Annotated in this window: 24 protein-coding genes and 1 pseudogene; 6 read left to right on the forward strand and 19 right to left on the reverse strand. The window is 48.3% G+C overall.

Annotation, left to right across the window (positions count from 1 at the left end; translation table 11 throughout):
* Window positions 1–42 precede the first annotated feature (42 nt).
* The 4 genes and pseudogenes from PVOR_RS17810 to PVOR_RS17825 form a co-directional block, all read right to left on the reverse strand.
* Window positions 43–678, reverse strand: coding sequence for a nitroreductase family protein (locus PVOR_RS17810; RefSeq protein ID WP_006210819.1), 636 nt, complete (start codon window positions 676–678; stop codon window positions 43–45).
* Window positions 679–793: 115 nt separating this feature from the next.
* On the reverse strand, window positions 794–1,252 hold the full coding sequence (locus PVOR_RS17815) for an RrF2 family transcriptional regulator (protein ID WP_006210820.1): 459 nt from the start codon (window positions 1,250–1,252) through the stop codon (window positions 794–796).
* A 126-nt stretch (window positions 1,253–1,378) separates the two neighbouring features.
* Window positions 1,379–3,382, reverse strand: a complete 2,004-nt coding sequence (locus tag PVOR_RS17820; RefSeq protein WP_006210821.1) for a Na+/H+ antiporter — start codon at window positions 3,380–3,382, stop codon at window positions 1,379–1,381.
* Between the two features lie 200 nt (window positions 3,383–3,582).
* Window positions 3,583–4,346 (reverse strand): annotated as a pseudogene (locus PVOR_RS17825) (SDR family oxidoreductase).
* 223 nt (window positions 4,347–4,569) lie between these two features.
* Between PVOR_RS17825 and PVOR_RS17830 the strand changes: the two are divergent.
* Window positions 4,570–5,178, forward strand: coding sequence for a TetR/AcrR family transcriptional regulator (locus PVOR_RS17830; protein WP_006210823.1), 609 nt, complete (start codon window positions 4,570–4,572; stop codon window positions 5,176–5,178).
* A 99-nt stretch (window positions 5,179–5,277) separates the two neighbouring features.
* Here the strand turns inward: PVOR_RS17830 and PVOR_RS17835 are convergent, their stop codons facing one another.
* The gene (locus tag PVOR_RS17835) at window positions 5,278–6,033 is read right to left on the reverse strand and encodes an SDR family NAD(P)-dependent oxidoreductase (protein WP_006210824.1); all 756 of its coding nucleotides are present in this window, start codon (window positions 6,031–6,033) and stop codon (window positions 5,278–5,280) included.
* Between the two features lie 49 nt (window positions 6,034–6,082).
* On the opposite strand from PVOR_RS17835, the gene PVOR_RS17840 reads away from it, so the two are divergent.
* On the forward strand, window positions 6,083–6,541 hold the full coding sequence (locus PVOR_RS17840) for an oxidoreductase (protein ID WP_006210825.1): 459 nt from the start codon (window positions 6,083–6,085) through the stop codon (window positions 6,539–6,541).
* A 316-nt stretch (window positions 6,542–6,857) separates the two neighbouring features.
* Here the strand turns inward: PVOR_RS17840 and PVOR_RS17845 are convergent, their stop codons facing one another.
* Window positions 6,858–8,540: a glycoside hydrolase family 2 protein gene (locus PVOR_RS17845; RefSeq protein WP_006210826.1), complete on the reverse strand. Its 1,683-nt coding sequence runs from the start codon at window positions 8,538–8,540 to the stop codon at window positions 6,858–6,860.
* A 196-nt stretch (window positions 8,541–8,736) separates the two neighbouring features.
* Between PVOR_RS17845 and PVOR_RS17850 the strand changes: the two genes are divergently transcribed.
* Window positions 8,737–9,573: an AraC family transcriptional regulator gene (locus tag PVOR_RS17850; protein ID WP_006210827.1), complete on the forward strand. Its 837-nt coding sequence runs from the start codon at window positions 8,737–8,739 to the stop codon at window positions 9,571–9,573.
* 134 nt (window positions 9,574–9,707) lie between these two features.
* Here PVOR_RS17850 and PVOR_RS30390 read toward each other — a convergent pair whose 3' ends face one another.
* The 4 genes from PVOR_RS30390 to PVOR_RS17865 form a co-directional block, all read right to left on the reverse strand.
* Entirely contained in the window at window positions 9,708–10,262 is a 555-nt protein-coding gene (locus PVOR_RS30390) for a hypothetical protein (RefSeq protein WP_138917800.1), read from the reverse strand.
* Window positions 10,177–10,647 (reverse strand): LacI family DNA-binding transcriptional regulator, encoded by a 471-nt coding sequence (locus PVOR_RS29285; RefSeq protein WP_006210829.1) that lies wholly within the window; start codon window positions 10,645–10,647, stop codon window positions 10,177–10,179. Before PVOR_RS29285 ends, PVOR_RS30390 begins: the two co-directional genes overlap by 86 nt.
* A 158-nt stretch (window positions 10,648–10,805) precedes the next feature.
* Window positions 10,806–12,137 carry an alpha/beta hydrolase gene (locus PVOR_RS17860; RefSeq protein ID WP_006210830.1) on the reverse strand — a complete coding sequence of 444 codons (1,332 nt, stop codon included), beginning with the start codon at window positions 12,135–12,137 and terminating at the stop codon, window positions 10,806–10,808.
* A complete protein-coding gene (locus tag PVOR_RS17865; protein WP_234973009.1) occupies window positions 12,137–13,432 on the reverse strand; it encodes an alpha/beta hydrolase in 1,296 nt (431 codons plus the stop codon). The genes PVOR_RS17860 and PVOR_RS17865 overlap by 1 nt, the downstream gene beginning before the upstream one ends.
* A gap of 448 nt (window positions 13,433–13,880) precedes the next feature.
* Between PVOR_RS17865 and PVOR_RS17870 the strand changes: the two genes are divergently transcribed.
* A complete protein-coding gene (locus tag PVOR_RS17870) occupies window positions 13,881–15,230 on the forward strand; it encodes a glycoside hydrolase family 64 protein (RefSeq protein ID WP_006210832.1) in 1,350 nt (449 codons plus the stop codon).
* Window positions 15,231–15,418: 188 nt separating this feature from the next.
* Here PVOR_RS17870 and PVOR_RS17875 read toward each other — a convergent pair whose 3' ends face one another.
* From PVOR_RS17875 to PVOR_RS17895, 5 genes are all read right to left on the reverse strand, one after another.
* Window positions 15,419–16,426 (reverse strand): tyrosine-protein phosphatase, encoded by a 1,008-nt coding sequence (locus PVOR_RS17875; protein ID WP_006210833.1) that lies wholly within the window; start codon window positions 16,424–16,426, stop codon window positions 15,419–15,421.
* A gap of 40 nt (window positions 16,427–16,466) precedes the next feature.
* On the reverse strand, window positions 16,467–17,306 hold the full coding sequence (gene phnE, locus PVOR_RS17880) for a phosphonate ABC transporter, permease protein PhnE (protein ID WP_006210834.1): 840 nt from the start codon (window positions 17,304–17,306) through the stop codon (window positions 16,467–16,469).
* Window positions 17,303–18,094, reverse strand: a complete 792-nt coding sequence (gene phnE / locus PVOR_RS17885; RefSeq protein WP_006210835.1) for a phosphonate ABC transporter, permease protein PhnE — start codon at window positions 18,092–18,094, stop codon at window positions 17,303–17,305. Before phnE (PVOR_RS17885) ends, phnE (PVOR_RS17880) begins: the two co-directional genes overlap by 4 nt.
* 143 nt (window positions 18,095–18,237) lie before the next feature.
* A complete protein-coding gene (gene phnC / locus PVOR_RS17890) occupies window positions 18,238–18,864 on the reverse strand; it encodes a phosphonate ABC transporter ATP-binding protein (RefSeq protein ID WP_006210836.1) in 627 nt (208 codons plus the stop codon).
* Between the two features lie 24 nt (window positions 18,865–18,888).
* Window positions 18,889–19,812 (reverse strand): phosphate/phosphite/phosphonate ABC transporter substrate-binding protein, encoded by a 924-nt coding sequence (locus tag PVOR_RS17895; RefSeq protein ID WP_006210837.1) that lies wholly within the window; start codon window positions 19,810–19,812, stop codon window positions 18,889–18,891.
* Window positions 19,813–20,037: 225 nt separating this feature from the next.
* On the opposite strand from PVOR_RS17895, the gene PVOR_RS29290 reads away from it, so the two are divergent.
* A complete protein-coding gene (locus PVOR_RS29290) occupies window positions 20,038–20,691 on the forward strand; it encodes a GntR family transcriptional regulator (protein ID WP_006210838.1) in 654 nt (217 codons plus the stop codon).
* A gap of 313 nt (window positions 20,692–21,004) precedes the next feature.
* Here the strand turns inward: PVOR_RS29290 and PVOR_RS17905 are convergent, their stop codons facing one another.
* A complete protein-coding gene (locus PVOR_RS17905) occupies window positions 21,005–21,658 on the reverse strand; it encodes a M48 family metallopeptidase (protein WP_006210839.1) in 654 nt (217 codons plus the stop codon).
* Between the two features lie 184 nt (window positions 21,659–21,842).
* On the opposite strand from PVOR_RS17905, the gene PVOR_RS29755 reads away from it, so the two are divergent.
* Window positions 21,843–21,956 (forward strand): hypothetical protein, encoded by a 114-nt coding sequence (locus tag PVOR_RS29755; RefSeq protein WP_006210840.1) that lies wholly within the window; start codon window positions 21,843–21,845, stop codon window positions 21,954–21,956.
* A 108-nt stretch (window positions 21,957–22,064) separates the two neighbouring features.
* On the opposite strand, the gene PVOR_RS17910 is transcribed toward PVOR_RS29755, so the two are convergent.
* From PVOR_RS17910 to PVOR_RS17920, 3 genes are all read right to left on the reverse strand, one after another.
* Window positions 22,065–22,880, reverse strand: coding sequence for a ZIP family metal transporter (locus PVOR_RS17910; RefSeq protein ID WP_006210841.1), 816 nt, complete (start codon window positions 22,878–22,880; stop codon window positions 22,065–22,067).
* 197 nt (window positions 22,881–23,077) lie between these two features.
* Entirely contained in the window at window positions 23,078–23,953 is an 876-nt protein-coding gene (locus PVOR_RS32840; RefSeq protein ID WP_006210842.1) for a methyl-accepting chemotaxis protein, read from the reverse strand.
* 18 nt (window positions 23,954–23,971) lie between these two features.
* A complete protein-coding gene (locus PVOR_RS17920; RefSeq protein WP_006210843.1) occupies window positions 23,972–25,426 on the reverse strand; it encodes an aldehyde dehydrogenase family protein in 1,455 nt (484 codons plus the stop codon).
* Window positions 25,427–25,635 lie beyond the last annotated feature (209 nt).

Consider the following 25,635-nt stretch of genomic DNA (forward strand, 5'->3'; position numbering starts at 1 on the left):
AGGAGATCATCATGATGATCCCCTTCTTTTTTGTATAACGATTTATATTTCATTCCAGAAAGCAACGTCTTCGAGCGGCAGTCTTACCGTCGGCCGTCCCGGAGCGGCTGCTTTTCCGATTGCAATCAACATCACACTGCGGTAGTGGGAAGGAATATGGAACTCTTCCACAAATTTGACTTTGTTATATCCGCCCATCGGCACGGTGTCATACCCTCTGGAGCGTGCACTCAGCATTAGCTGCATGGAAATCAGTCCCGCATCCACGTCGATAATGCTTTCTTTCACGTCATTATCCATACCGGCGTAGATATTCTCCGCTGCATAGATAAAGCGCTGCTTCACCTCTTCGGTCATATAACCTGCTTCTTCAGACATTGAATAGATTTTCTCGCCCTTCTCATACCATTTCAAGTCTCCCAAAACAGCAATGACTGCGGACGCTTGAAGTACATGCTCCTGATTGTTGGCAATCGGGTGCAGCTTCTTCAACAGCTCAGCATCATCAATCACCAGAAAGCGCCAAGGCTGCAGGTTGCTTGAAGAAGGTGCCAATGTAGCATCCTTCAGAATCGCTTCCATCTCTTCTCTCGGAATTTTCACCGACGGATCGTATTGACGAACAGAATGACGTTCCTGAATTACAGTTTGGAAATCAGGTTTGGTTACAGTAGACATGGTTTATTCCCTCCACATTTTATATTGTGCATTTTTCTGCACAGTTTATATCGCGAGTTAACTGTGTTGTTTAATGCACAGTATATAGCAGACATAAATTCGTTGTCAACACATTTTATATCGTCTGTTCTACCATGTCGGCAATAGTACGGGATTCCAATATTTTCAGCGTGCTTTCCTCAATCTCGGATAAAATTCCGGCAAAGGACTCCCTGATTTCCGCTGCAAAGCAATGCCCGGTCGTGGCATCCAGCATGCCGTCGCTTATGGAGTTATGAACCTGGAGTATCGAATATACTTCAGCCAGTGTGATATCGCTGGCATTCTTCTTCAGGCGGTAACCGCCGTCCCTGCCTTCACGCGACTCAATCATATCAGCATGGGCGAGTGTTTTCAGAATACGACGAATCAAGGTGGATTCCAAGTGCAAATACGAAGCAATATCACCGCTTGAGCATTTGCCGGAGTGACGTTCGAGAGCTACCAATGCTTGTACTGCGAGACTGAATGTTTTGAAGGTGGACGGGCAGGCCGTTGCAGGTTTCTTGGTGGCCGCTTCTTTATGGATGCTCATGTTCCTCCCCCTCGTTAAGAATTAACTGTTCCTGATGGCAAGTGGGCAGCAAAAGATGCTGACCCCATGCTTCTCATTATTGTAACGTAAACCTGTCACTCCATCAAGCAGAACGAGGGCTCTCCCTTAATGACCCTCGTTCTCAACCAGTTCTTGAGACTCGAATAAGTTCGCCTCGCGATAATTTACATCCATCCTCAGATGGTTTGCCAGCGCACGATCCACCTCTCCCTGTTCAAACATTCGCTGAATCTCGTTACGCTCCGCTTGAATTGCTTTAAGCTCAAGCTCTCTGCGCTCGCTGCTCAGCTCGGGTTCCATTCGGCTCCATATTCGATCGTTCTCGATGTGATGCTCCATCGCGCGATAATCTGCGATAACGGCATGGGCAATTTCCAGGTTCTCTATAGGCTGCATGGCTTCGATCTCATGTATCGCTGTGCGGATCGCCTCCAGCTTCAGATCTTTATATATCTCCCAATCCGGATGACCGGGAGACATGGGGGTCTCTTTATGCTCCGGTTTTTGCAGCAGACCTCTCAGATGCCGCCATGATGCTTTCAACAGAAGTTTAAACTTATAACGGCTGCTAAGCAGCATTTCTACCCTGTTGAGCGAAGATTGGAATAGCTCCGCTATGTCAGGGGATACTCTTTTTTCCTTAAGCCAAACCTCCGCAACGTTACGTTCTGCTTCCAACGCCTTCTGCCGAATCGCAATCGCAGCTTCCCAAAACTCCCGCATGTCGGCCTTATCCGAAATTTGAGATTGCTGAAGACGCTTGGTATATACGTAGATGAGCTGAAGGGCCTGCTCTTTGTTCTCATCCGTCATTTCTTCCCGCACAGCCCGAAGACCCGCTTGCAGCATATGCATCCGCGCTTCACGCTCATGATCTTTTGTTGAAACCGTCTCGGTATTCTTCTCACGGGTAAGCAGCGGCAGCAGAACACTGGCGATAATCAAAGTTAACAGAATGACACCCGCACAGATAAACAGCATTAAACTCCGCTCTGGAAAAGGGCTGTGATCCGCAAGTGTCAAGGGAATGGAGAAAGCCGCCGCCAATGTTAAGGCACCTCGAACTCCCGACAGGGCTGTCAACAGAGAAGTTTTAAACTGCCGGTTCGTTGAAGCCCACACCCAACCGAAACGCAGCAGGATCAGCACCGCCGTTATCAGTACAATGTAGCCGACCACTTGTCCGTTGTTATAGGCCGGGTCACTCCATATCTGATTAATAACTCCCGGAATTTCATGCCCCAGCAGGATAAACACCAACCCGTTTAGCGTATAGAGAATGACGGACCAGGTGCTGTCCGATACGACGCGGAGCTTAATGGAAGCCGATCGCATGCGATCCCTCTCCACCGCATGGGTGACACCCGCTGCAACAACAGCCAGGATTCCGGATACATGGAATTCCTCTGCGATCAGGTAAATGATGAAGGGTGTCAGGATGATAATCAGCATATGCAGCGTAACGTCCTCCATACCAAGACGACGCAGCAGCATTCTGAACCATATCACAAGAAATCCTAACAGAGCGCCAACCACGATTCCTCCAACCGCAATGACAAAGAAGCTTCCGATCGCATTGGTTAAGGAGAAGTACCCCGTTACCGTAGCTGCGATGGCAAAATTGAACGCAACAAGTCCGGATGCATCATTCACAAGCGCTTCGCCTTCAAGCAAATGCATGATTTTCCCAGGCAGCTTGACTCTTCCCGATAAGGAGCCCACCGCAACCGCGTCGGTAGGAGAAAGTATCGCGGCCAGCGCAAAGGCTGCCGATAACGGTATGGCAGGAATAAGCCAGTGAATGAAAGGCCCCGCAATCAGGACGGTAGCAAACACAAGCCCAAGAGCAAGCAGCAGGATATAGGATCGCAGCTTCCATAACTCGTCACGCGGTGTAAGCTTACCATCGTTGAACAAGAGCGGTGCGATAAACAGCACCATGAACAATTCCGGATTTAACGGAACATGATGAAATCCGCGGATATAGGCGGCAACGATACCCAGTGCAATCTGGATCAGCGGAACGGGGATGAATGGCAGAAAACGATGAATGATGTTGGAAATGCCGACCAGGACCAGAAATGTTAGCACCATCAGAAATATTTCCATAGTCCGCCTGCTCCTCTCTATTTGGATCCTCTATGTATCTTCATCATGTACAGCCATGAACTCATCAATAGGTTGCGTAGAAGAATAGCGGTTTATTTATCCGATGATAAGTTTAGTTACATCCGTCGCATTAGATAAAAAATAAACAGGGCTCCCTAAAGGAGTTATCCTTTAGAAAGCCCGTGGGGAACAATAATTTATTAATAGGCTGTCCAGCCTGCGTCGGCGGTCACGACAGTACCATTTACAAAGCTGGCTTCATCCGATGCGAGGAACAATACAACTTTTGCAATCTCTTCCGGTTCGCCTGCCCGGGGATTCAAGTTCATACCGGCCATTGCTCTTTCCATGCCGAACGGATTCGGATCGTTGATGGTTGTGTTGATATTCGTGCTAACCCCGCCTGGAGCAACCGCGTTACAGCGAATGCCCTTCGTGGCGTACTGGAATCCAACATTCTTGGTCAAGCCGACAACAGCATGTTTAGCGGCTGTATAGGCTGCACCGGCTCTGGAACCCATAAGTCCGCCAGCCGATGCGATGTTCACGATAACACCGCTATTCTTCTCCAGGAAAATCGGCAACGATTTTCGGATGGTTCTCATCGGTCCGGTTGTATTGATGGCAAATACGCGGTCCCACAATTCATCGGTCACATCCGCGGCCGGAACAAAGTTGTCCATAATTCCCGCATTGTTGATCAAGATATCCAGTGTTCCATATTCATTCACGGTAGCGTCAACCAATTGCTGTACCTCTTCCTCCTTGGCAACATTTGCTGCCTGAGCAAGAGCTGTGCCTCCCTTGGCTACAATGCCGTCAACAACAACTTGTGCCGTTTCCAGACGGAGGTCAGACACAACAACCTTTGCCCCTTCGGACAGACAAACAGTTCGAGCTATTGCTTTTCCCATACCGGTAAGCAGCACCTGTAACAACTTGCAACTTTACCAGATAATCTCATGTTTCATACCTCCATTAGTGGTTGTGAAATCGATGGAAATGACGAACATCATTCAACAACTGTTCAATGTACGACATATGTCAATTCTAGTATAACTATAGTATGATATAACTCACAATCATTAAAAAAAGCGAAACTGTGCGATAATGAACAAAAAGAATGGAATTGTTTATTTTTTATATATTTAAATTCGTTTTATATTTAACCGAAAGGAGTCGAATCTATGCAAACCTCGAAAAACATGACGGATCGGCGGATCATCCGCAGTAAAGAAGCATTGAAACAAGCGCTGCTATCCCTGCTGTCCCAGAAAAGCTTCTCCAGTATTTCTATCACGGAGATTGTTGAGCTGGCCAATTATAATCGTGGAACCTTCTACACCCACTATGACAACAAAGAAGCTCTGCTGGATGATATTCTCACCCCGCTAATGAAAGAACTGGTCGCTTCCTACAGGGCTCCTTACGGTGAAGTCGATGTGTTTCATATCGATGAGCTGCCCGCCAACGCAGTGAAAATATTCGACCATATCCATCTATATGCAGATGTGTATACCGCCCTGTTCAAAAGCGATGTTTTACCGCTTGTGCGGGATAAAATGTTCTCGGCATTAAAGCATATCGCCATGGAGGATCTGGATTATCCCAGCGGTGAGCTCAACCATGAGCTTCTGGTTATCTACAACATGCATGCCTTGATTGGCCTTGTGTCTCACTGGATTGAGAGCGGCTTCCAATATCCGGTCACTCACATGAGAGATCAGCTGATTCTTATGATCAACTGGCGTCCGAGAAGCGTAAAAACCCAAATCAAACGCACAGACAAACCGTGAAATATTGGAGCAGGGCTGCCACTGAAAAAAACCATCTACCGTTCAGGGATTTAACGAACGATTGGATGGTTTTTTAACGTGCTAGATCCTGCAAACCAGTTAAAGAGCTCCCATACCGCCATCAATCCGATATTGAGCACCTGTAATAAAGGTGCTTTCGTCAGATGCCAGGAACAGAACCAGATTTGCGATATCGCTGGTTTCTCCGTAACGCCCGAGCGGAATGGTTTTGGCAAGCGTGTGCTCATCCACTTTCATGCCGCTTTCGAGTGAACGCATCATTCTGGTATTCACCGGGGATGGATGAATCGAGTTTACCCGTACGTTCGATCCCGCTACCTCAATCGCCGCCGTTTTGGTCAAACCGACGACGGCATGCTTGGAAGCGATATAGGGAGCTACGCCAGGGCTGCCGTCAAGTCCTGCAACCGATGAAGTATTGATTACACTGCCGCTGCCTTGTTGGATCAGGTGTGGAAGCACATATTTCAACCCCAGAAACACGCCGCGAACATTGACGCTGAGGACTTGATCGAAATCCTCTACTTTCTGATCGACAAGCGGAGCCACTTTCCCTTCAATGCCCGCATTGTTGAAGAATACATCAATCCGGCCAAAGTGCTCGATGGCCCTCTTCACATAACTCTCGACCTCGGAAGCGTTCGTAACATCCGCTTTAATGGCGATAACCTCGCCATGACCATCAAGCTCACTCTTCGCCTTATCGAGGGCATCCTGCATGAGGTCTACAATGACAACCTTGGCTCCCTCTTTCAGGAATTTCTCGGCTGTAATCTTGCCGATCCCACCCGCTCCGCCCGTAATGACGGCTACTTTTCCAGCTAATCTGCTCATGCTTCATATCCTCCACAAGGTTCATAAGTAGTTCTATCTTAGTTCTATCGTGAACTATTCTTATCCCCCGGATGAAATCTTATTCCTGTTTCTCTATTGGCGAGGACTTCGGTTCATCCAAGAAGTGCTGGGAGCCATCCGTGCCGAAGTGGGAATCGACTACCCGGTGCAGTTGCGGGTATCCGCCTCCGATTTTTCCGATGGCGGTTTGACCCCTGCCGAGGTTGCGCTAGCCTTGACCTACCTGGAAGCTGAGCTTGATGCGGTGCATGTATCCTCTGGCGGCCTAGTCCCCGCTGCTCCGCTAGCCACACCGGAAGGCTACCAAACCCCTTATGCTGCCATGATCAAACAATATGTACAAATCCCCGTCATTGCAGTGGGCAATATCCGCACCCAAGCGCTCGCCAATTTCATTCTAGCAGATCAAATGGCGGATTTAATAGCCATTGGCCGACCGCTGCTGGAAGATGCAAATTACGGGGAAAAGTTGTTGGCGCTGGCTTAAATGTTTTACCGATAGGGAATTAGTGAGGGACTTGCGACGCCTGCACGAGAGGGATTCCTCACTGCAAGAGGTGCGCTTTGGTATACTCCTGCAACTGGCTGTCCCCCAAAATCAGAAGCAATCTTGGGGGACAGCCATAATCTTATATAGAAATCCGCATCCAACGCATGTTCGACTATCAGCCCGGCCATCACGCAATATAATCAGACGCCTTCAAAACCCCTCGTGCTGAACATTTTCCCTGGCGTATCCATCACAGGCTGTTTTCCTATAGCATCGGTAGAAGTTGCGCTTTAATGTGCCGCTTCACCTAACATCATCGTCCCCGAAAATATCGCTTAACGGTTTCATAGGCCAGCTTGGGACGTCGATATTCATCCACAATGCCTTTACTGTTACGTGTACATGAACGGGCCAGCAGCCAGCCAAGGCCTTCCGTCACACGACAATCGCTGAATTGCCATATGAAAATGCCGGATATATAATCCCGTTCCAGGTAAGCCCTTAAATTGCTGTCGATAATATCGGCCTGCCTCTCCTCCGAGCCCTTCTCCCGATTCGGACTGCGGAATCCGTAAAACCCGTCCCCCCCGAACTCGCTCATGATCATGGGTTTCCCCTTTCCGCCTAACGCATCTGCCCAAAGCCTTGCCTGATCCGCCAGTTCTCCCGGATCCTCATCGGTATACCAACCGGGGTAAAGATTGAAAGACACAATCTCCGCCAAGTCAAAACACTTCTCTTGATCCCTGTGATGGGAAGCGAAGGAACGGGGCCTGCTTGGATCAAGCTCGCCGATGATCGTCAGCTGTTTCTCATAATGGGCTCTCCCCTCTTCGGTATGACTTGCACATTCATTAAGAATGGCCCATATAAGAATGGACGGATGGTTATAATGCTGCTGCACCATTTCACGTGTCACCTGCTCGCTCTGCCAGCCAAAATTCGGATTCAGCATTTGCTCTAGACTCAAGCCTCTGGCATGATTCTCTTCCCACACCGCAATACCGCGTTCATCACATAAATCGAGAAAACGCTCATCGTAGGGATAATGGCTCGTCCGAACGGCGTTACATCCCAGATCCGTGATAAGTTCCAAGTCTCTCACCATCAGATGAAGAGGAAGCGCTGATCCGGCCATGGGATGATCCTCATGCCGATTGACTCCTTGAAGAACGACATCCTTGCCGTTCAACTGGATTTTTCCGTTATCCGTCGTAATCGTCCGGAAACCTACGCGATCCAGCCAATCATCGCAATCGTAGCCTTCCTCTGTCGTAAGGATGGCTGTCAGTGCATAGAGGTTGGGATTTTCCAATGACCATTCCTTCACATCCGGATATGCCACCCACGAAGAAATCTCCACAGTTTCTCCCGACTTCACCAGGGACCTGCCCAGCTCCGCGTCTATTCCTGCAAGTATTCCTCGGATCGATACCATTCTCTCTGCCTGACCCATGTTTCGGACGACCACTTTCCATGAACCATGCCAACCAAGACCCTGCCTGACGGGTGTAAACATGACATTTTGAATGTATAAATCGCTTATTTCTTCTACGGCAACCGGCCGTATAATCCCTCCATAGGTGTAATAATCATTGGGTACATGGAGAGCGGAATCCTCATGAAATGAATTATCAACGTAGACCACCAAATCATGAGTACCAGCTTCTACCTGAGGGATGACACACTCAAAAGCAGTATATGCGTTATAATGACAGGCTTTCATTACGCCATCGAAATATACATGAGCCGTATGGCTAACGCCTTTGAATTCCAAGCGGAGATTACTTCGTTGATGAAGGGTTACCTTCTGCCTATAGACGCCAATCCCCCGGTAGTTACCAAACTCGGGATGCATCTCCCAACAGCCCGGTACCGGTAATCGATATCGATACGCTCCTACCTTTTCCCCCATATAAGCAGCAGGCGTGAAATCCCAAAGTCCCTCAAGTTCCGTGCTCTTACGAATCTGGTGCGTGCTGAATAGTCGAATCATAGTAGGCCTCCTTTTAATCGTCCTTTTTAATAAACATAAAAGAACCCCTTCCCGAACACCATAGCCAAGAAGGGCATTTACATGTCAAAATCGCTCTTTTGAAAATTGGAATTCAACCCGTGGTTAGGATAAACTTAAGAAAGAACCACGTTCTAATCACTTTACCAAAAAATTCGACTTCAGAAGGTGAGTTGCTATGTATCAGATGCAGGACTTGGTTGTGCGAATTAATTGGTGTTTCCAAAAGATGACCTCCTCCAACTGGTCGGACATACGAAACAACACCACGCTGCACAGTTTTTATTGGATTCACGAAGGCAGCGGTGTTTTTCATACGGATCAAACGTATCAAGTCGAACCGGGTATGCTGTTTTACATGGAGCCTGGGCTGCGTATGCGCATGGCAAGCTCTACCGAATCCCCCCTGCTCATGAGCATGGTGTTGTTTGAATGCTGCGCTGTGCATTTTTCCACGGGTCAATGGCAGATGCCGGCAGCTGTTCCTCGACTGGATTTGCCGTTCGTCAAGAAATTCAATGGGGATATTGCTCTAAAACTGGATTCTACTTTCAGGGACGTTACGCATACGTGGGTACCGACTAATCCCGACAGTGAGCTGGAGAGCAGCGCCATTCTTCTCCGATTGATCGCAAAGCTGCATCAGCAGGAACAGGCTCCTGTGCAAGAAGAGCAGGCTTTTGAACGATACGCTCGCATTAAGAAGGAGATCGAGAATCATTTCGCGGAGCCTCTTCATATCGAGCAGATGGCTCGGGAGCACGCCATTTCGGTGTCGTATCTGCGAAAACTATTCCTGAAGCACATCCACCTCCCGCCCAAAGACTATTTGACCGCCATCCGGATGCAGCACGCCGAACGCTACCTGACCTATACAAATCATACGTTGCGCGTAATCGCTCACGCCTGCGGCTACAGCGACGAATTTCATTTCAGCAAAGCCTTTCGTAAGTGGAAAGGAGTCGCACCAACGGAATTTCGAAACGGTGTTGCGCAGGTGTTGGGCAAATGTTGACAATGAACCGCTCTCTACCCTAGCACCACACTCGTTTATAAGAGCAATATCTAAAAAGTTGATGGTGTGCAGCTGCAGCATCAAGCACGAAAAAACGGCAGCCGATGTTAACCGACTGCCGTTTTTTACACTTGTTATGCTAGCGTCTCCCCATGAACGATCTTCTGTAAAATATGGTTGTTCGGATAATGATCCTGTGGGCGGGCAATGTACTGAATCATAACTTCGGCCGCTTCCCGGTAAGCGTCAGCATCAAAAACAACAGTCTCCGCCCTCCCGGAGATTAGTTCTGGGCAACCGCTTGTACACAAAGCGGCGAGCCTGCCTGCGGTGTCAAAACGGAGTGCCTGTTCGCACAAGAATTCATTGATGACAACGCCCGGTAGACCTGAGTATTGAGCGAGAAACTTTTCAAGCTCCGAAGCGCTGGAATAAACATGCATCCGCTTCTCGTCCATGCCGGCCATTTCCCTAATCTGCTCCGTCATGCCTTGATCGACATAATGGTCGATCAGAAGAAATTGCGGCTCGGCTCCAAGTCGCCTTGCAGCATCCTCGATGCCCGCCTCAAAATCCGGGACAACCGTATGGAAGAGAGGGTCATCAAGCGATGTATCGAGTACCCGATGATGGGAATTCCCGACACCGTAATGCTTGGAGATCCGAGTGAAAAATGGAGGAAGAAGCATTCAGAATGAAGACCCCGTCCAGCTCCCTCTCCAACAGAATCGGAAGTTTGGAGAATTCCGGGTCGATATAGGAAACGACCAGCTGGTATCCAGCGTCGTTCAAATGCTTCCCTAGATGATACAATGCCTGTGAATACCGATAACGTGCCCAGTAAGGTTCACCCGTCTGATCGGGTAACAGAACGCCGATCAGCTCCGACTTGCCGCTTTTCAGCGCCAGTGCTGTTAAGTTTCGTTTATAATTGAGCCTTTGGGCAGCTTTCATTACTCTTTCCCGTGTTTCGGAAGAGATCGATTGATTATTCACGTTGTTCAGAATATAGGAAACGGTCGCCACCGATACGCCCGCTTCCTCGGCAATCACCTTCATAGTTACTTTTTTCATGTGTTTCAGCATCCTTTACTCAATCTCAATCGGCGGCTTTCGCATCAGAAGCCGTGTTTGCTAGGTTAATCATAAAGAATGCTCATTCGTACGTCAACGAACGAAGCGGACAAGGTTTATGCTCATGTAAACATCAATCAAGCGGTGCCACCTTAGGATTAGAATGCCTGTCCCCGCGTCCATTGGATTACCTCGTATTGTAATTTTAAATCACCGTTCACAACGAAGTGTCGTTGTACAGAAACTTTTCCCTCATGATCCGCTTCCATAAGGCCTGATTCCTCGGTGATATGAAAAGAGAATCCTGCATTTAACGGAAGCTCGGCCTCGGCTTCATAAATGCCAACCCCCTTCTTCACCAGCGGAATCCCCGCATGAATTCTGGCGTCTTCTGGCGTATCCGTCGGCACGCGCACTCGGATCGCAACGTTCGCCTTCTCCCGCAGATGAGGCAGCACGGTCAACGGATGGAGGGCGCTGCCGAGTCGGCCCTTCTCATACCGCACACAGCAATCACCTATTGACCGTGGTACGATCAAACCATGCTCATCGATATGCGCACTGTCTTCTGGATCCATTACGAGTTCGGCTTCTCCGTCCACGATGGTCAGGCCTCCTGCGTACCGGAGCAACGGGTGCACATAGGTCGGCTTACCCTCCATCCCCGCCACCCGGCTGCCTGTGAGTTCCACTCCTTCTGGTTCCCCCAGATGACCGAACAAGAATAGCAGCGGTCCATGAACCCGATCCGCCCAAGCCTCTTCGTTATGTACTGCTTCCGGAAAATACCCGAAAGCCAGCTCCTCTCCATAACGATAGCCTAGACGCAAGAGGCGTGCGGCCATCTCCCGGACGTGGTCTGCCAGCACTGTCATCCCCTCCATGCCCCCGGTATCGATCCAGAGCTTAAGAGGTCCTTTCTCCTCATATTGATTGAATATGGGTTCATGGCTTAAAGAACTCTCATGATATTGATAGAAATAGGGCGACAACATAGCCACCTTGCCGAAAACGTCGGGTCGATTGAAACCAAGATGATACGTGACCAGCCCTCCTCTGGAGGAACCCATCAGTCCCGTATCACGGCTTTCACGTTTCGTTCGGAAGGATCGGTCTACGAATGGCTTCAGCTCTCTGATTAAAAAGCGTTCGTATGCTTCTCCACGGCATGGATATGGCAACCGCTCTGCAAATGGGCCTCCATGCGCGTATTCCTCGTTTCGGAGCAAGCCCGCATTGCCTATAGCAACAATGATAATCTCCTCCATCCGGCCTTCCGAAATCAGCCGGTTGCACACATGGTCCAGACGCCAGGACTGACCATTAAAGCCAGAATGAAATACATTCTGCCCGTCATGGACATATAGAACCGGGTACCGCGTCTGTGTATCGCGGTCGTAACTTGGCGGCAAATAAATGTGAATGTCGCGGACGTTATTCATGACCGTTGAATAGAACGATTGAAACGTAATGATTCTGGCACAACTCATTACGATTGCTCCCCTTTCGTATGTTCTCCTGCAGGCAAATCAATCCAATTGTCCACTATATACGAAACTTTCTGATCTCTGTCAGCGTTTAATCTTCGGTACGGTACCGGGCGGTTCTGATCATCCGCTTCTTCCTTCTCATACCCCCGTGAAACCTTAAATCGGAAACAGACTCCCCTCGGAAGGCGGGCAGTACCCCTGTAGAGACCCTTTCGGACCTTCGATAGCTTAAATACCGCATGAATGGATGCATCCTCAGGTGTCGTGTCCGGTACACTCACCTCTACTTCCACCGTGACGGTAGCCGAGAGTTTCTCTACGACCGCGATTTTCATGCTTGCCTGTAAATTGCGGTTCTGATATCGAACGATCGTTTCTCCCGGCTTCCTAGGATGCAGCCTTCCTTCAGGCGTCACCTCCAGAATTGCGGGATGATCGACGGTACAGCCCCCTTCTAAGTCGGTGTACATCAACCCGTTGTCCAGCGTTACGACTGCGTTTAGCGTTGCGGAAGCCCCCTCCATTCCGACCGTATCAGGTCCGAACAAGTCAACTCTTTGGGAGACGCCCTCCCTGCCAAAAAAGAATCGCAGCGGAAGCTGCGCACGTCTTCCCCAATCGGTCTCAGCATGCGCGGCGTCAGGTTCCTCGTAGAAATACAACGTCTCCCCTTGTACGCAACCGCTGCTTAACAGTTCTTCCGCCACCGAACGAACGTGAATCGGCATGAAGAAACCTTCGGCTCCACCGATGTCGAGCCATAGCTTTTGACCGGGATTTGGCTTATGCGGCCGATACTGCTTCTGTTCGACAAACGTCTCTTCATCCAGATGGACAAAGAACGGGGACAGCATCCCGAGCAAACCGAATACATCAGGATTCCGCATACCTATGTTGTAAGTCGCAAGTCCTGCGGCTGAGGAACCCATCAGTGCTGTATGGGAAGCGTCCGACAGCGTCCGAAACATTCGATCGATGATCGGCTTCAACTCGTAAATCAGGAAAAATTCATATTGCTCACCCAGCATTTGAATCGGATACACACATTGATCGTGGAAATACTCACTCGCTCCCTCGTTTTGCTTATGTTCAACCGCAACCACTATAATCTCCTGGATCTCACCGTTTCGAATCAAACCGTCCAGCGTCTCCCGAAGCCCCCAGGTTTCTCCCGATCGCTTGCGGGATTGAAATACATGCTGTCCAACATGCATGTAAAGCACGGGGTACCTTAGGCTTTGCAAGTCATCGTAGCTTGGAGGCAAATAGATCCAGGCATCTCTTTCGTTGTTCAATCGACTTGCATTAAGACCAGATAAGCTAAGAATCCGGGATTCCATTCGTTCTTTTCCACCTTTCATTTCAATATTTGCAACTTAATCGATTAAGTGAAAGTGATATATAGTCCTTTTTCTTGTCTCATTGATGATGTGTAAATCCTTACTAAAATAACGTTTATGATGGCGGATCAAGATCAACTTAAACGATTAAGTTTATCCAGAGTATAATTGCTTTTCTCTTGAACTGTCAATCCTATTTGACCCGAATTTTGAATCCCTCATCCGAAATCTCGCTCCTGTAATTGCTTCGGAGATGTCATTATAATACTGATTGTAAGCGCATTTATTGGTTTATATATATTATTTTTGATGAAGAGGGTGATGTGTGTAAAATGGGTCGCTGAGCCCCCCTGCCCAGCAGGATGCATCTTGTAATCTAATTTCATACTTAGGAGGAACAATGATGAGAAAATGCTTGTCTTCCCTGCTAGTCTTATTCATGCTGGTTACATCCTTTTCCTTGTTTAATTCCAGAGCAGAGGCTGCTGACTACACCCAAGGGGTTGAACTATCCGGGGCTGTGGCGACGGTCTGGTTCAAATCAACCGTGAATACGAGCTGGGTGGATGTTCATTATCAAATTAATGGCGGCCCCCAGCAAAATTATCGAATGGCCAATAATAGCGGCAAATCCCGATATGAGCAGGCCATCTCAGGCATAAACAGTGGCTCCGTTATTACTTATTTCTTCACTTACAACAATGGAACTCCCGCTTACGATACCGGCACATTCACATTTACTGCTGGCAATACTCCTCCACCATCCAATTCTTCCGGTTCCATCTACGACATCAATCCGTCCACCATTCCCGTTGCACCAGGCGGCTCCATATCCATGAAAATATTAAACGGCACAGGAGGCGCATACGCCGACAACCAAGTATACTGGGGCGTTCTCGGCATAAACCCTGCCAACAATAAGTGGAGTTATCTGGATTTAAGCGGAAATTTGGTGCCGATTTCTACGGCTCTGAATGATGCGCCCGGACATCTGACTAAAAATGGGATCAATTATGCCAATATCTATCATACCGTGAGTGACGCATCGTGGGTGAATCTGCCCAAAATTACATCCGGCCGAATGTTTCTAAGCGTAGGCACACCGCTCTATATTAAGACTTACAACGATGGATTTGCCGGACCTGATATCAACAATCCCACCGATCCGAACCGGAACATTTACTTCGATTTTGTCGAATTTACGATTGACAACGCAGGGTATCATGGAAATACGACCCGTGTTGATGGTTTTGGTTTCCCCATTCAACATCGTCTCGTAAACCAATCGGGCTCCTACGATAAGACCGTTGGCGAGCTTGAATCGGAAACCCGTGCCGGGATATTCACCAAATATCAGAATGAGGTGCCTGCCGCTTTCAAATCACTTGCAACGATACAGGCTCCGTACCGGATTGTAGCACCGATTCATGGCTCCTTTGCTCCAGGCGGAGCCAATGCCAATTATTTTAGCGGATACTCAAGCTACAGCACACAGGACATTCTAAGATGTGATGGTGCGCTTACAGATGCTGCCACTTGCGCAGCCATTAACCGTCATGTATACACAACGAGCAACTGGAATACGGTATCCAACTATTATAAAGCTGCACCAGCGAATTTTTATGCGAAATTCTGGCATGATCATAGCATCGACCGTTTGGCATACGGTTTTGCCTATGATGATGTCAACGGTCAAGCCGCTTATTTAGAGGTGGGTGATCCAAAAGGACTCATTATTCGCGTTGGCTGGTAACCAGCTTGCCGCTTTATAGCCAACATGTATGAATAAAAATCCAGACACCCTCTTGTTTAAAGAGGGTGTTTGAACATTCAAGACAAACCAACCGTATAGTTTAACAATCCGCAGACTATGAGGATGGAATGTTCGTGAACGTATAGGTACGGTTGAGCTGATCATTATTCTACGAGTAAGACGTCCATCTATACCAAGTACTTGTTTTTAAGTACCGTTCTTTCTTCCTCAGTAACGCCAAGCCCTTCATGAAGATACCGATCAAAGGATCCGTAATTCTCATCAATTGCTTCGAGCGAAGCCTGTATAAAGTTAGCTTTCATCATTTCCGGGATCTCTCCTGTCTTTCCCATTAACTCAGGCATATGGTCCATGTAATCCTTGCTGTCTGCCAGGAAACGCTTCATGAGTTCATCCACCGCCAGATTGGTCAATTCATAATCCTCGATGACCACATCGCGCGGCACACCCAGCGTGAGAAGAATAAGCGCGCATACCACCCCTGTACGGTCCTTGCCGGCAGCACAGTGGAACAAAGACGTGTGCCGACCTTCCTGTAACAGCTCATGAAGAATGAGCGAACACTTCTCCGTATTCATCATCATGGCTTTGTAACCTGCGTTCAGGTCAAGTCCGATCTTCTGCATATCCTCCGGATTAGCTTCCGCCATAAAGGGGATATTCGTATTGATTGCCTTGCCCATTGCGGGGCTCGGACGTTTCGCTACCTCGAAATCGCTGCGCAAGTCGCATATCCAGTCAATGTCGAGTGTACCTGCTATATGCAGATCCTGCTCACTCAGTTCATGCAGATCGGCGGAGCGAAGCAGTGCTCCCCAGCGAGTGGTTCGTCCATCCTCTGTAAGGTATCCGCCCATATCACGGAAATTGATCACTCCGTCTGTATTGATCATACGGTCATATATTGTTGAGACAGAGCCATCGTTGAACTTTACGTGATAGTAATTGCGACCCAGGGACAGTGTTCTTGTTACAGAAGCAGCCTCCAGATCAATATGAGCTTCAAGCCGCGCGCTTTGGGACTCGTCAAATTCCAGTTGATTTGAAAGGTAGATGCCCTCGACCTCAACATGTGCAGCCGTATTCCAGGACATCGTAATCCGGTTGCCAACGCTGTATTTGGCTTGAACTAAGGGGCCCTGCTTTACTAGGTTGTTTGATATTGATATAGACATGATCAGAACTCCTCATTTTCTATTTTTATTTAACAAGTGGTTAGTGTTTACGAACTTTCAGATTCATTTTATATCGATTCGCCACAAGCTCTACGCTGAATACCATGATAAAGATAACGAGACCGACAAACAAAGCCCCGGCAAAATTATACGATTTCATCGCATGGGTCAGCTCATATCCGATACCGCCTGCACCGACTGCGCCAAGAATCGTAGATTCTCCAAGGTCCCCCTCGAACCGCAGTACGCACCAGGCAATAAAGGCCGTCTTTACCGTTGGCAAAATACCCTGCATGACGATGGCAAGCCAGCTGGCGCCGGTGGCCTGCATCGCTTCCAGCACGCCTTTGTCGACCTCTTCCAGCGATTGCGCGAATACTTTAATGAGCATGCCTGCCGCAGACACGGTAATGGCCAGCACGCCTGTAAGCGATCCAAGCCCGACAGACACGATAAAAATAAGCGCCCACACGACAGTCGGTATCGCACGCAGCAGCGAAGCGGCACTTTGGATGATCCACGCAATGAACGGATGGGGCGTCAGATTGCTTGCTGCCAAAAAGGAGAGAAAAAAAGCAATCAGGATACCCAGCACGGTTCCCAGAATGGCGACCTGCAACGATTCCATCGCTGCCAGAAGCACATGCCGCCACGCCGTAAAGTCGGGAGGAAACATGACTTGGACAATGCCCATGAGCTTCATGAAACCTGCGGCGATCCGGGAATAGTCGAATTGCAGCTGAATTAAGCTGAACACAAACAGCAAGGCAACAAGAGGCATTCCCACCACAAGAAGGCGGTTCTTTTTGGGTTTTTTGGGCTCCGCCATAGACGTAAGCACCGTCAGGGATGGTTTTGGCTCATTCCATTGCGCCCTCATATGATCCGCTCCCTTACACGATTGGTGATCGTTTCAACTACAAGAACAATGACAAGCACGAGAAGTACAGCCATGCTGGCTTTCTGGTACTGAAACAATTTCAGATTGGATTGCAGAATAAAACCGAGGCCTCCCCCGCCAACCATCCCGACAATCGTCGAAGCGCGCACATTAATTTCGAAATTGTACAGGCTCCAGCCGATAAATCCAGGCATGAATTGCGGGATGACCGCTTGAGACAATACTTGAAAATAACTACCTCCAGCCGCGCGAACCGCTTCTACCTGACCCATATCGATCTCCTCAAGCACCTCCGCAAAGGATCGGGTCAGCATGCCTATCGAGATCAATATGAGCGACATCGTGCCAACGATAGTGCCAAGCCCGAAAGCTGCGACCAGCAGGATAGTCCAGATGACAACCGGAATGTTCCGGAACAACGACGTAGCCGCTCGGACAAACACCTGCAGATAAGGATGCGGACTTGTCGTGGCTGCCGCTAAGAAGGACAGGAGTCCGGCTACAATCGAACCGATAACCATCGCCACGACGCTCATGTATATGGTCTGCATCGCAGGCTCGAGGAGCTTCGGCAGTGAAGAGAAATCCGGCGGCAGAAAATCGAGAAAGATAAAGCGAAAGCTTTCCCCCACCCCTGCAAACAGCGCGGGAAGCGAAAATTCGGCGCCGATTGAAGACCAGATAACAAGAGCCAGCAGCACGATGAGGAACAGTATCGTCTGGGTCCGTTTCATTTTACGAGCGGATTGCATTTGTGCCGCATTCATGTCAGGCGGTCTCCTTCACTTTAGCATGGCTCTGGTTGTAGATGAGCTGGATCATATCGTCTGTGAGCTCCTCAGGGGACCCGTCAAACACTTTGGAACCTTTGTGGATGCCAATGATGCGGGTGGCATACTTCTTGGCGATTTCAACCTGATGAAGATTGCACAGGCAGGCGATGCCCTCCTCCTTTGCAGATCGTGTACAGATAATGCATGATCGTCTCGGAGGAAGCCGGATCCAGGCTCGCAATCGGTTCATCCGCCAATATCAAGTCCGGCTTCTGGGATAAGGCTCGCGCAATCCCTACTCGTTGCTGCTGGCCTCCACTAAGCTCATCGGCGCGTTTGTACATTTGCTCATATAACCCGACACGCTGCAGCATGCTCTTGGCAGCTTCCGTATCCGATTTGGAGTAGAGGCCAAGCGCGCCCTTGAACGGACTCATATAACCGAGGCGGCCATGAAGCACATTTTTGATTACCGATACGCGGGTGACAAGATTATATCCCTGAAAAATCATGCCCATATGGCGGCGCATTTCGCGCAGCTTTTTCCCCTTAATCCCCATTGTCTCCTCGCCTTTAAAACGTATCTTCCCGTTTGTCGGCTCGATCATACGGTTCAAGCTGCGCAGCAATGTGCTCTTGCCGGCACCACTGGGTCCGATAACAACAACGAACTCTCCCGGACGAATCTCTAAATTCAGGTTGTCAAGTGCTTTGGTTCCATCCGGATATATTTTAGACAGGCCTTCCACTTGCAATAGTGTCATGTTTAAATCCTCCCTTGTTTATCTCTATTTGCTCAGCAATTCCTCAGGGGACATTTCAAGCGCTTTAGCGACTTTACGAATCGGATCAAAATCACTGTCGCTCCCCTCTACAAATGAAGAAGCGCCTACGCTTTCCATAAACTCAGGATTTTTAGTGTGATAATCCAGCATAAGCTCTCGAAGCTTGGTTACCAGCTCTTCAGGCAGATCTTGCCGATACAGCAGCGGAGCACCGCCAACGATGGGCTCGGACTCGGCGATCACGCGGAAATCTTCTTCTTTAACAAGACCCGATTCTGCCAGCATCGGCAGCATCAAACTGGACGTTCCGATTGCGTCGGCATTGTTATTTGCCAGGGCAAGGAGCGATTTGTCATGTCCGCCCGAGAAGGCGACGCTGCCGAAAAAGGATTCCAGCTCATTGTTTGCCAGGCCGAGTTCATTCATCAGCGTGGCACGGGGATACAAGTTACCTGAAGTCGATGCCGGATCGACGAATAGAAAATCTTTGCCTTTCAAATCTTTTACACTTTGATAAGGGGAGTCTTCACGAACGAGAATGACGGTGTTGGATGATTGTCCACTTTCAGAACGGACAAGCAGCTTGGCGTTCGCCCGCTCCGTTGCGATGATGTAGCCAAACGGACCAATGAGTCCAATCTCGATTTTACCTGCACGAAGCGCTTCAATAACCATATTGTAATCCTCAGCTACAAATATTTCGGCAGGAATGCCTGTTGCATCTGTAATGTCTTTGGCCAGCTGCTCCTGGGAACGATTCATCTCCCCCTCTTCACTTGGCATCATGCCCACGCGGATGACTTCCGGAATTCCTTCGCTCCTGGATTCGGAACTTGCGGCAGTTCCGCAGCCGGAGAGAATAACCATCATCATGACAAGCGTTAGAATCAAACTTTGGCGACCTGTGTGTCTTTTGTTTTTTAGCATCCTATATCCTCCTGAAATAGATCTCATATTCTGTGGTACACAAGTAGGATACAAGTTGAATGTAAGAAGGATATCTTCGCAGATGAACAGGTTTGTTAAATTTCCGAATTGGTTGCGCACCTTCTTAGAAGACTGTTAATATAGGGTAAAATGTTAAAATAACGTGGAGTGTCGAAAGAGACCATCTCAAGAAACACTGGTCGTGGGCAGAAAGGAACTACTTATATGAACAAAATATCGCTTGTCGACACAGCATACCTGCTGCTGCGTGAGCGGATGGTTCTCGGAGAACTCATGCCGGGCACCCTGCTATCGGAGAATGAATTAGCCGAGGAGTATCAAATGAGCCGTACACCGGTCCGCCATGCGATTGCCCGACTGGAGTCGGAAGGCTATGTTACCTCTCTCAAAAATCGCGGCGTGTTGGTCAAGGAAGTGAGCAGCAAGGAGTTTCTCGATTTAATTGAACAAATTCAGTCCATGCTCTTCTATTGTTTCGAAATCATGAAAGACCCGAAGCGGGAGATTCGCCTAAACCTGGAGTCGCTTGCAGCTCATGTTGAGGCACAGCGAATCGCCGAGCAGATGGATGATTATCCGTTATACACCAAGCATCATTTCCTATTAATGCGAGAAATTGTAGAATCCTTGGGCAACGGCGTGATGCTGAGCACGTTTGACTCATTTCGGGATAAATTATGCATGTATGCGATCGTCCGCTTCAAGCAAACTCCACATATCAAGCATTACAGCGCGATCGGAATCAACCGGGATACACTTCAAGCTCTATCAAGCCATGATTATGGAGCAGCGCAGGCGGTCGTCCTCTCTCTCAGCCGCATATCCAGAGAACGTATGCTGGCTACAGGGCGGTTTTAAAAGACCGTCCTGGAACAAAAACAGGCTTGAAAAGAATATAAAGAGAACGCCTGATTCAGGCGTTCTCTTCTTGTGATAACTTGAGTTATCGTCCACATGAAGTTCTATCTTGATTTTTGTTCAGCTGCTTATCTAAATTCAATTCATCCTTAAGAAAATCGGCGTTTATTATGCCCATTATATTGTTCACAAGCGTGTAATCCCATCCACTTCGTATGGCATTGATGTAGACGGATAGATCATACAGGGTGACAGATTCACCCCGAGTAGAGGTGTTTTGTCCACAAGCATCTCCACGGAGCTTCTTGAAGCGTTACAATGTCATGGCGTGACCATACCTGGCGAGGAATGCTTCCTTTTCCTTGTAATCCTTCATTACACTTCCGACAAGCCGCCAAAAGGATCGATCGTGGTTCATATGCAAGAGATGACAAAGCTCATGAATGACCACGTAGTCAATGACCTCGATGGGCGCCATCGCAAGACGATAGTTGAAGGTGAGATGTTTAGCCGAGCTGCAGCTGCCCCATTTTGTTCGGGACTCCTCGATGATGAAGGATTTAGGCGTGACTTTCAGCAGCTTCTGATAGATTTTGATGCGTTCACCGACTACCTTCTTGCAGCTTGCGAAATAGAACTTCTTCAAATCGTTCTGAAGCTCTTCTTCCGTACGCCCCTTCGTCTCGATTAACTCATGAAGCGAACAATATTGACCGAGATGAAGGAACTTGCCTTCCTCTTCGTATTCACTGACCTTCGGTGAGGTACGTGCTGCTTCGATGGCTTGCAATTGCTTCAATATCTTGTTCTCATGCTGCCTTACGGTATGTATCACCACATCATCACTTGTATAATTCGGTGCCTTCACCGTAACCAGCCCTGAGGGATGGATATGGATCGAGAGTTTTTTCCGTGGACCGTATTCCACATGAATTTCGATTTGTTGGTGTCCCAGTTCAATTTTCATGATCAACATCATTTCTATAAGATAGTATATCTATTGTAACAGAATGAAGCTGAATTAAGCTGCTTCATTATCGCTCTCTAGCTCTGATTCTACCCACTTCAAAACTTCATTGCCGGAACACCCTGTCCTTTCCATCAGATCATCATAGAATATCATATGCTTTACAAGGAGGAGGGAATGAGCCATGGGAGAAGTAGTAGAAGGTGGATATGGTGGATATGGTGGATATGGTAACGGTGTAGGAGCAATCTTGGTATTGTTCATCTTGCTGGTTATCATCACAAGTGCTTTTATCTAATAAGAACCAATCATCAGCCTAGCTCAGTAAAAGGCCATGCAGGAATCATCCTTCATGGCCTTCTTCTCTAAGAAAATTGAATTCTCAATACATACATGTTCCAGTCATTTATCCTAATGCAACATCAAGAATCATCATCAATGTGAAGCCGAACATTAAACTCATTGACGCTAGATCCTTATTGCCTTTTTCTTGCGAACTGGGTATAACCTCTTCGGCTACTACAAAGATCATAGCTCCAGCTGCAAAGCTTAATGCGTAAGGTAATAAAGGTTCAATAAATGAGACAGCCACTGCACCGATTACGGCAGCAATGGGCTCGACCATACCCGAAAACTGTCCATAGAAAAAGCTCTTTCTTCGAGACATCCCTTCTCCTCTTAGAGGCATGGAAACCGCCACGCCTTCCGGGAAGTTTTGTATGCCAATGCCGAGGGCCAGCGTCAGAGCACCAGCCAGGGAAGCCTCGGTTCCCCCATTGGCGAGCGCACCAAAGGCTATCCCTACTGCCAAGCCTTCCGGAATATTATGAAGCGTAATGGCGAGCACCAGCAATGTACTTCTTTTTCTTCGTTTTGGAAGATATCCTTCCGCACCAGCAATCGAAGAATTGGGATGAAGGTGAGGTAATATTTTATCAATTCCCCACAGAAATACCCCGCCTAATAAGAATCCAAAGGCTGCCGGAAACCAGTTCCCTATGGGATTTCCTTCCGACATGGTTATAGCTGGCGCTAATAAAGACCAATAACTAGCGGCAATCATGACACCACCGGCGAAACCTAACATGCTGTCCAATAGTCGCTGGTTTAATGTTTTTGTCATAAACACAAGGGCTGCCCCTAATGCAGTCATTCCCCATGTAAACAAAGTCGCAATGAATGCTTGCGTAATCGGATTGAATTTCATTAGGAAGTCTACCACTGTGCAAGAGCTCCTTCTTCAAAATATTAAAATGAATCGACAAATAGTATCCCCTAAATAAGAGCCCTACATGTATTTATGTCCTATCATCGGGCTGAATGATCTTCTATGAACTTATTAACCATATTAACGTGACTGTATCTCACCCGCGTCGGTTTCCAACAAAAAAAGCCGCGATGATCGCGGCTTCTTCGATACTAAACAATGGGCTTGCTTTCTTTTGAGAAAAGAGTTTCTTCTGCCACCTGGGCTAATTCCTCGGCTTTATTGCTAATTTCCTGGATCGTTACTGAGAATTCTCGAATCGCCCCTGACTGGCTGTCAGTTAACGTGTGAATATCAGAAAAAGCATGATTTAATCCCAGCAGCAGTTCCTGAATATTCTTCGTAATACCATTAATCCGATCCACATTCTCTTTGGAGATGGTCGCCAGCTTCCGAATCTCATCGGCAACGACGGAGAAACCTCTTCCCGCTTCACCTGCTCTTGCTGCTTCGATGGAAGCATTCAGCCCCAGCATGTTACTCTGCTCCGAAATCTCCTTAACCACGGTGGAAATCTTACCGATCTGCTGAGCACTTGAGCTGACGTCCTTCATTTGAGTCGTTACGTTGGTTACACGCTCGGTGAGGTGAGAAACCGATTGGCTTATATCTTCAATGGACGCCGTTGTCTGTTCGACAATAGCAGAGAAGCTTTCGGCCATCTCAAAAAGCTTATTCGCTTTCTCGAGGCTGGTCCCCATGCCTACGCCGCCAATAACGCGGCCCTGCTCGTCATGCAGCGGGATCGCGCGTGCAGCAAGCGGGAAACCAAACAGCTCTTTCGGAACGACCGCGGATAGAGCCGTATTATTCCTGATCGCGTTGGTGACGATATCCCCTTCCATTAAAGGGTCACCTGGGCTCACATTCAATGAGAACGTTTTGCCCGGATAGTTGATGATCAGTTTCTCCGTATCATATATGCCAATGGTGATATCATCATTCGTAAGATTATTCAGCAGTGGAGCTATCCTTACAAAAGCTCGGATCAACTCATGCTGTGTTTGAACTTCAGTCACATTTACCATCCTATCTCCCCCCAGCCCTTAGTACGGGAATTTCCTTTGTCCGTAATGAACCGATATCCACTTCATCGTGGTGAATTCATCCAGGCTCCATGCCCCATTCAAGCGGCCCAGCCCGGACTGTTTCTCTCCCCCAAAAGCAACAATCGGCTCGTCGTTAATCGTGACATCATTCACATGGATCATACCGGTGTGGATTTTCTTCGCCATCTCTACCCCACGCTCCAGATTGGAGGTATGAATAGCCCCGCTAAGCCCAAAACGTGAATGGTTGGCAATTTCAATAGCTTCTGCTTCTGTTTCGAACGGAATGATACACACAACCGGGCCAAACAGCTCCTCTTGCGCTACCACCATATCCGGTTTGACGTCTATGAGGATGGTAGGCTCCACCATTCTGCCCGTAATCTGACCTTTCAACAGCGGAACCGCCCCTTGCTCAATGCCCTGTGCAATCAGCTGCTGCAGTGTCTCTGCCTGACGGTTGTTGATGACGGGTCCAAGGATGGTCTGAGGATCACTCGGGTCACCTGTTGTAAGCGTAGAGACCTTCGCTCCGAATTTATCGATAAATTCCTGATAGATCGTCTTCTGTACCAGAATTCGGTTGGCCGACATGCAAATCTGACCTTGGTGCGTGAATCTGCTGAATGTCGCCGCTTGCACCGCGTAGTCGATATCCGCATCCTCCATAATAATGAACGCGCTATTTCCCCCAAGCTCCAGCAGCGGTTTTTTGAAATTCTTGACAGCCAATTGTCCAATATAGCTCCCAACCTTAGTGGAACCCGTGAAGGAAATGATTCTCGGGATCGGATGCTCAACAAACGCATCGCCGATCTCCTTGATATCTGTCACCACTACGTTCAACAGGCCCTTCGGTACACCGGCTTCCTCAAAAATCTTGCCAATCAGAGTTCCACCCGTAATAGGTGAATCCTCGTGCGGTTTCAGTACCACTCCATTGCCAGCACCCAGCGCCGGTGCAACTGATTTCATGGACAGGAAGAAAGGGAAGTTAAACGGACTGATCACCCCAACTACGCCAGCGGGCATACGGTACAGCCGGTTCTCCTTGCCGTTCTCTACAGAAGGCAGAATCTTACCCTCCATTCTAAGAGGGAATGTAGCTGCTTCCTTTATGATGTTTTTCACAAGACCGATTTCAAATGCGGCCTTCAGCCGCGTTCCGCCCAGCTCCTGAACAATAATGGACGTAATCTCTTCCTCATTCACTTCAATATATTTAACGGCATTCTCAAGGATATCGCGTTTATTGTAAGGATTAACCTTGTCCCATTCCAGCTGAGCTTTACAGGCCGCTTGATAAGCAGCATCAATGTCTGCAACGCTGGCGATTTGAAATGCGGTGATTACCTCATCATTATAAGGATTGATATCAGGCAGCGTTATACTGCTACTACCATCTCTCCATTCCCCGTCTATGAATTGCTTTCCTAACTGTAAATAGTCCATATTCTGCCTCCTATGTCGATAAGTTTGTTGTTACTACCCCATATATTTATCGACAAAATATCCATTGTTTGTTAAGGTAAATTTTTTCATATCGCCAAAATTCCGCACCCCAAAATGATCTTCAACCTCTTCTCGTGCATTCAAGTGAATGGTACAAAACAAAAAAGCCGCCAATATGGGGGACTGCCCCCTGTTTGTGAGACGGGGAT

It is taken from the genome of Paenibacillus vortex V453, from assembly GCF_000193415.1.
Classification (GTDB): Bacteria; Bacillota; Bacilli; order Paenibacillales; family Paenibacillaceae; genus Paenibacillus_AQ; species Paenibacillus_AQ glucanolyticus.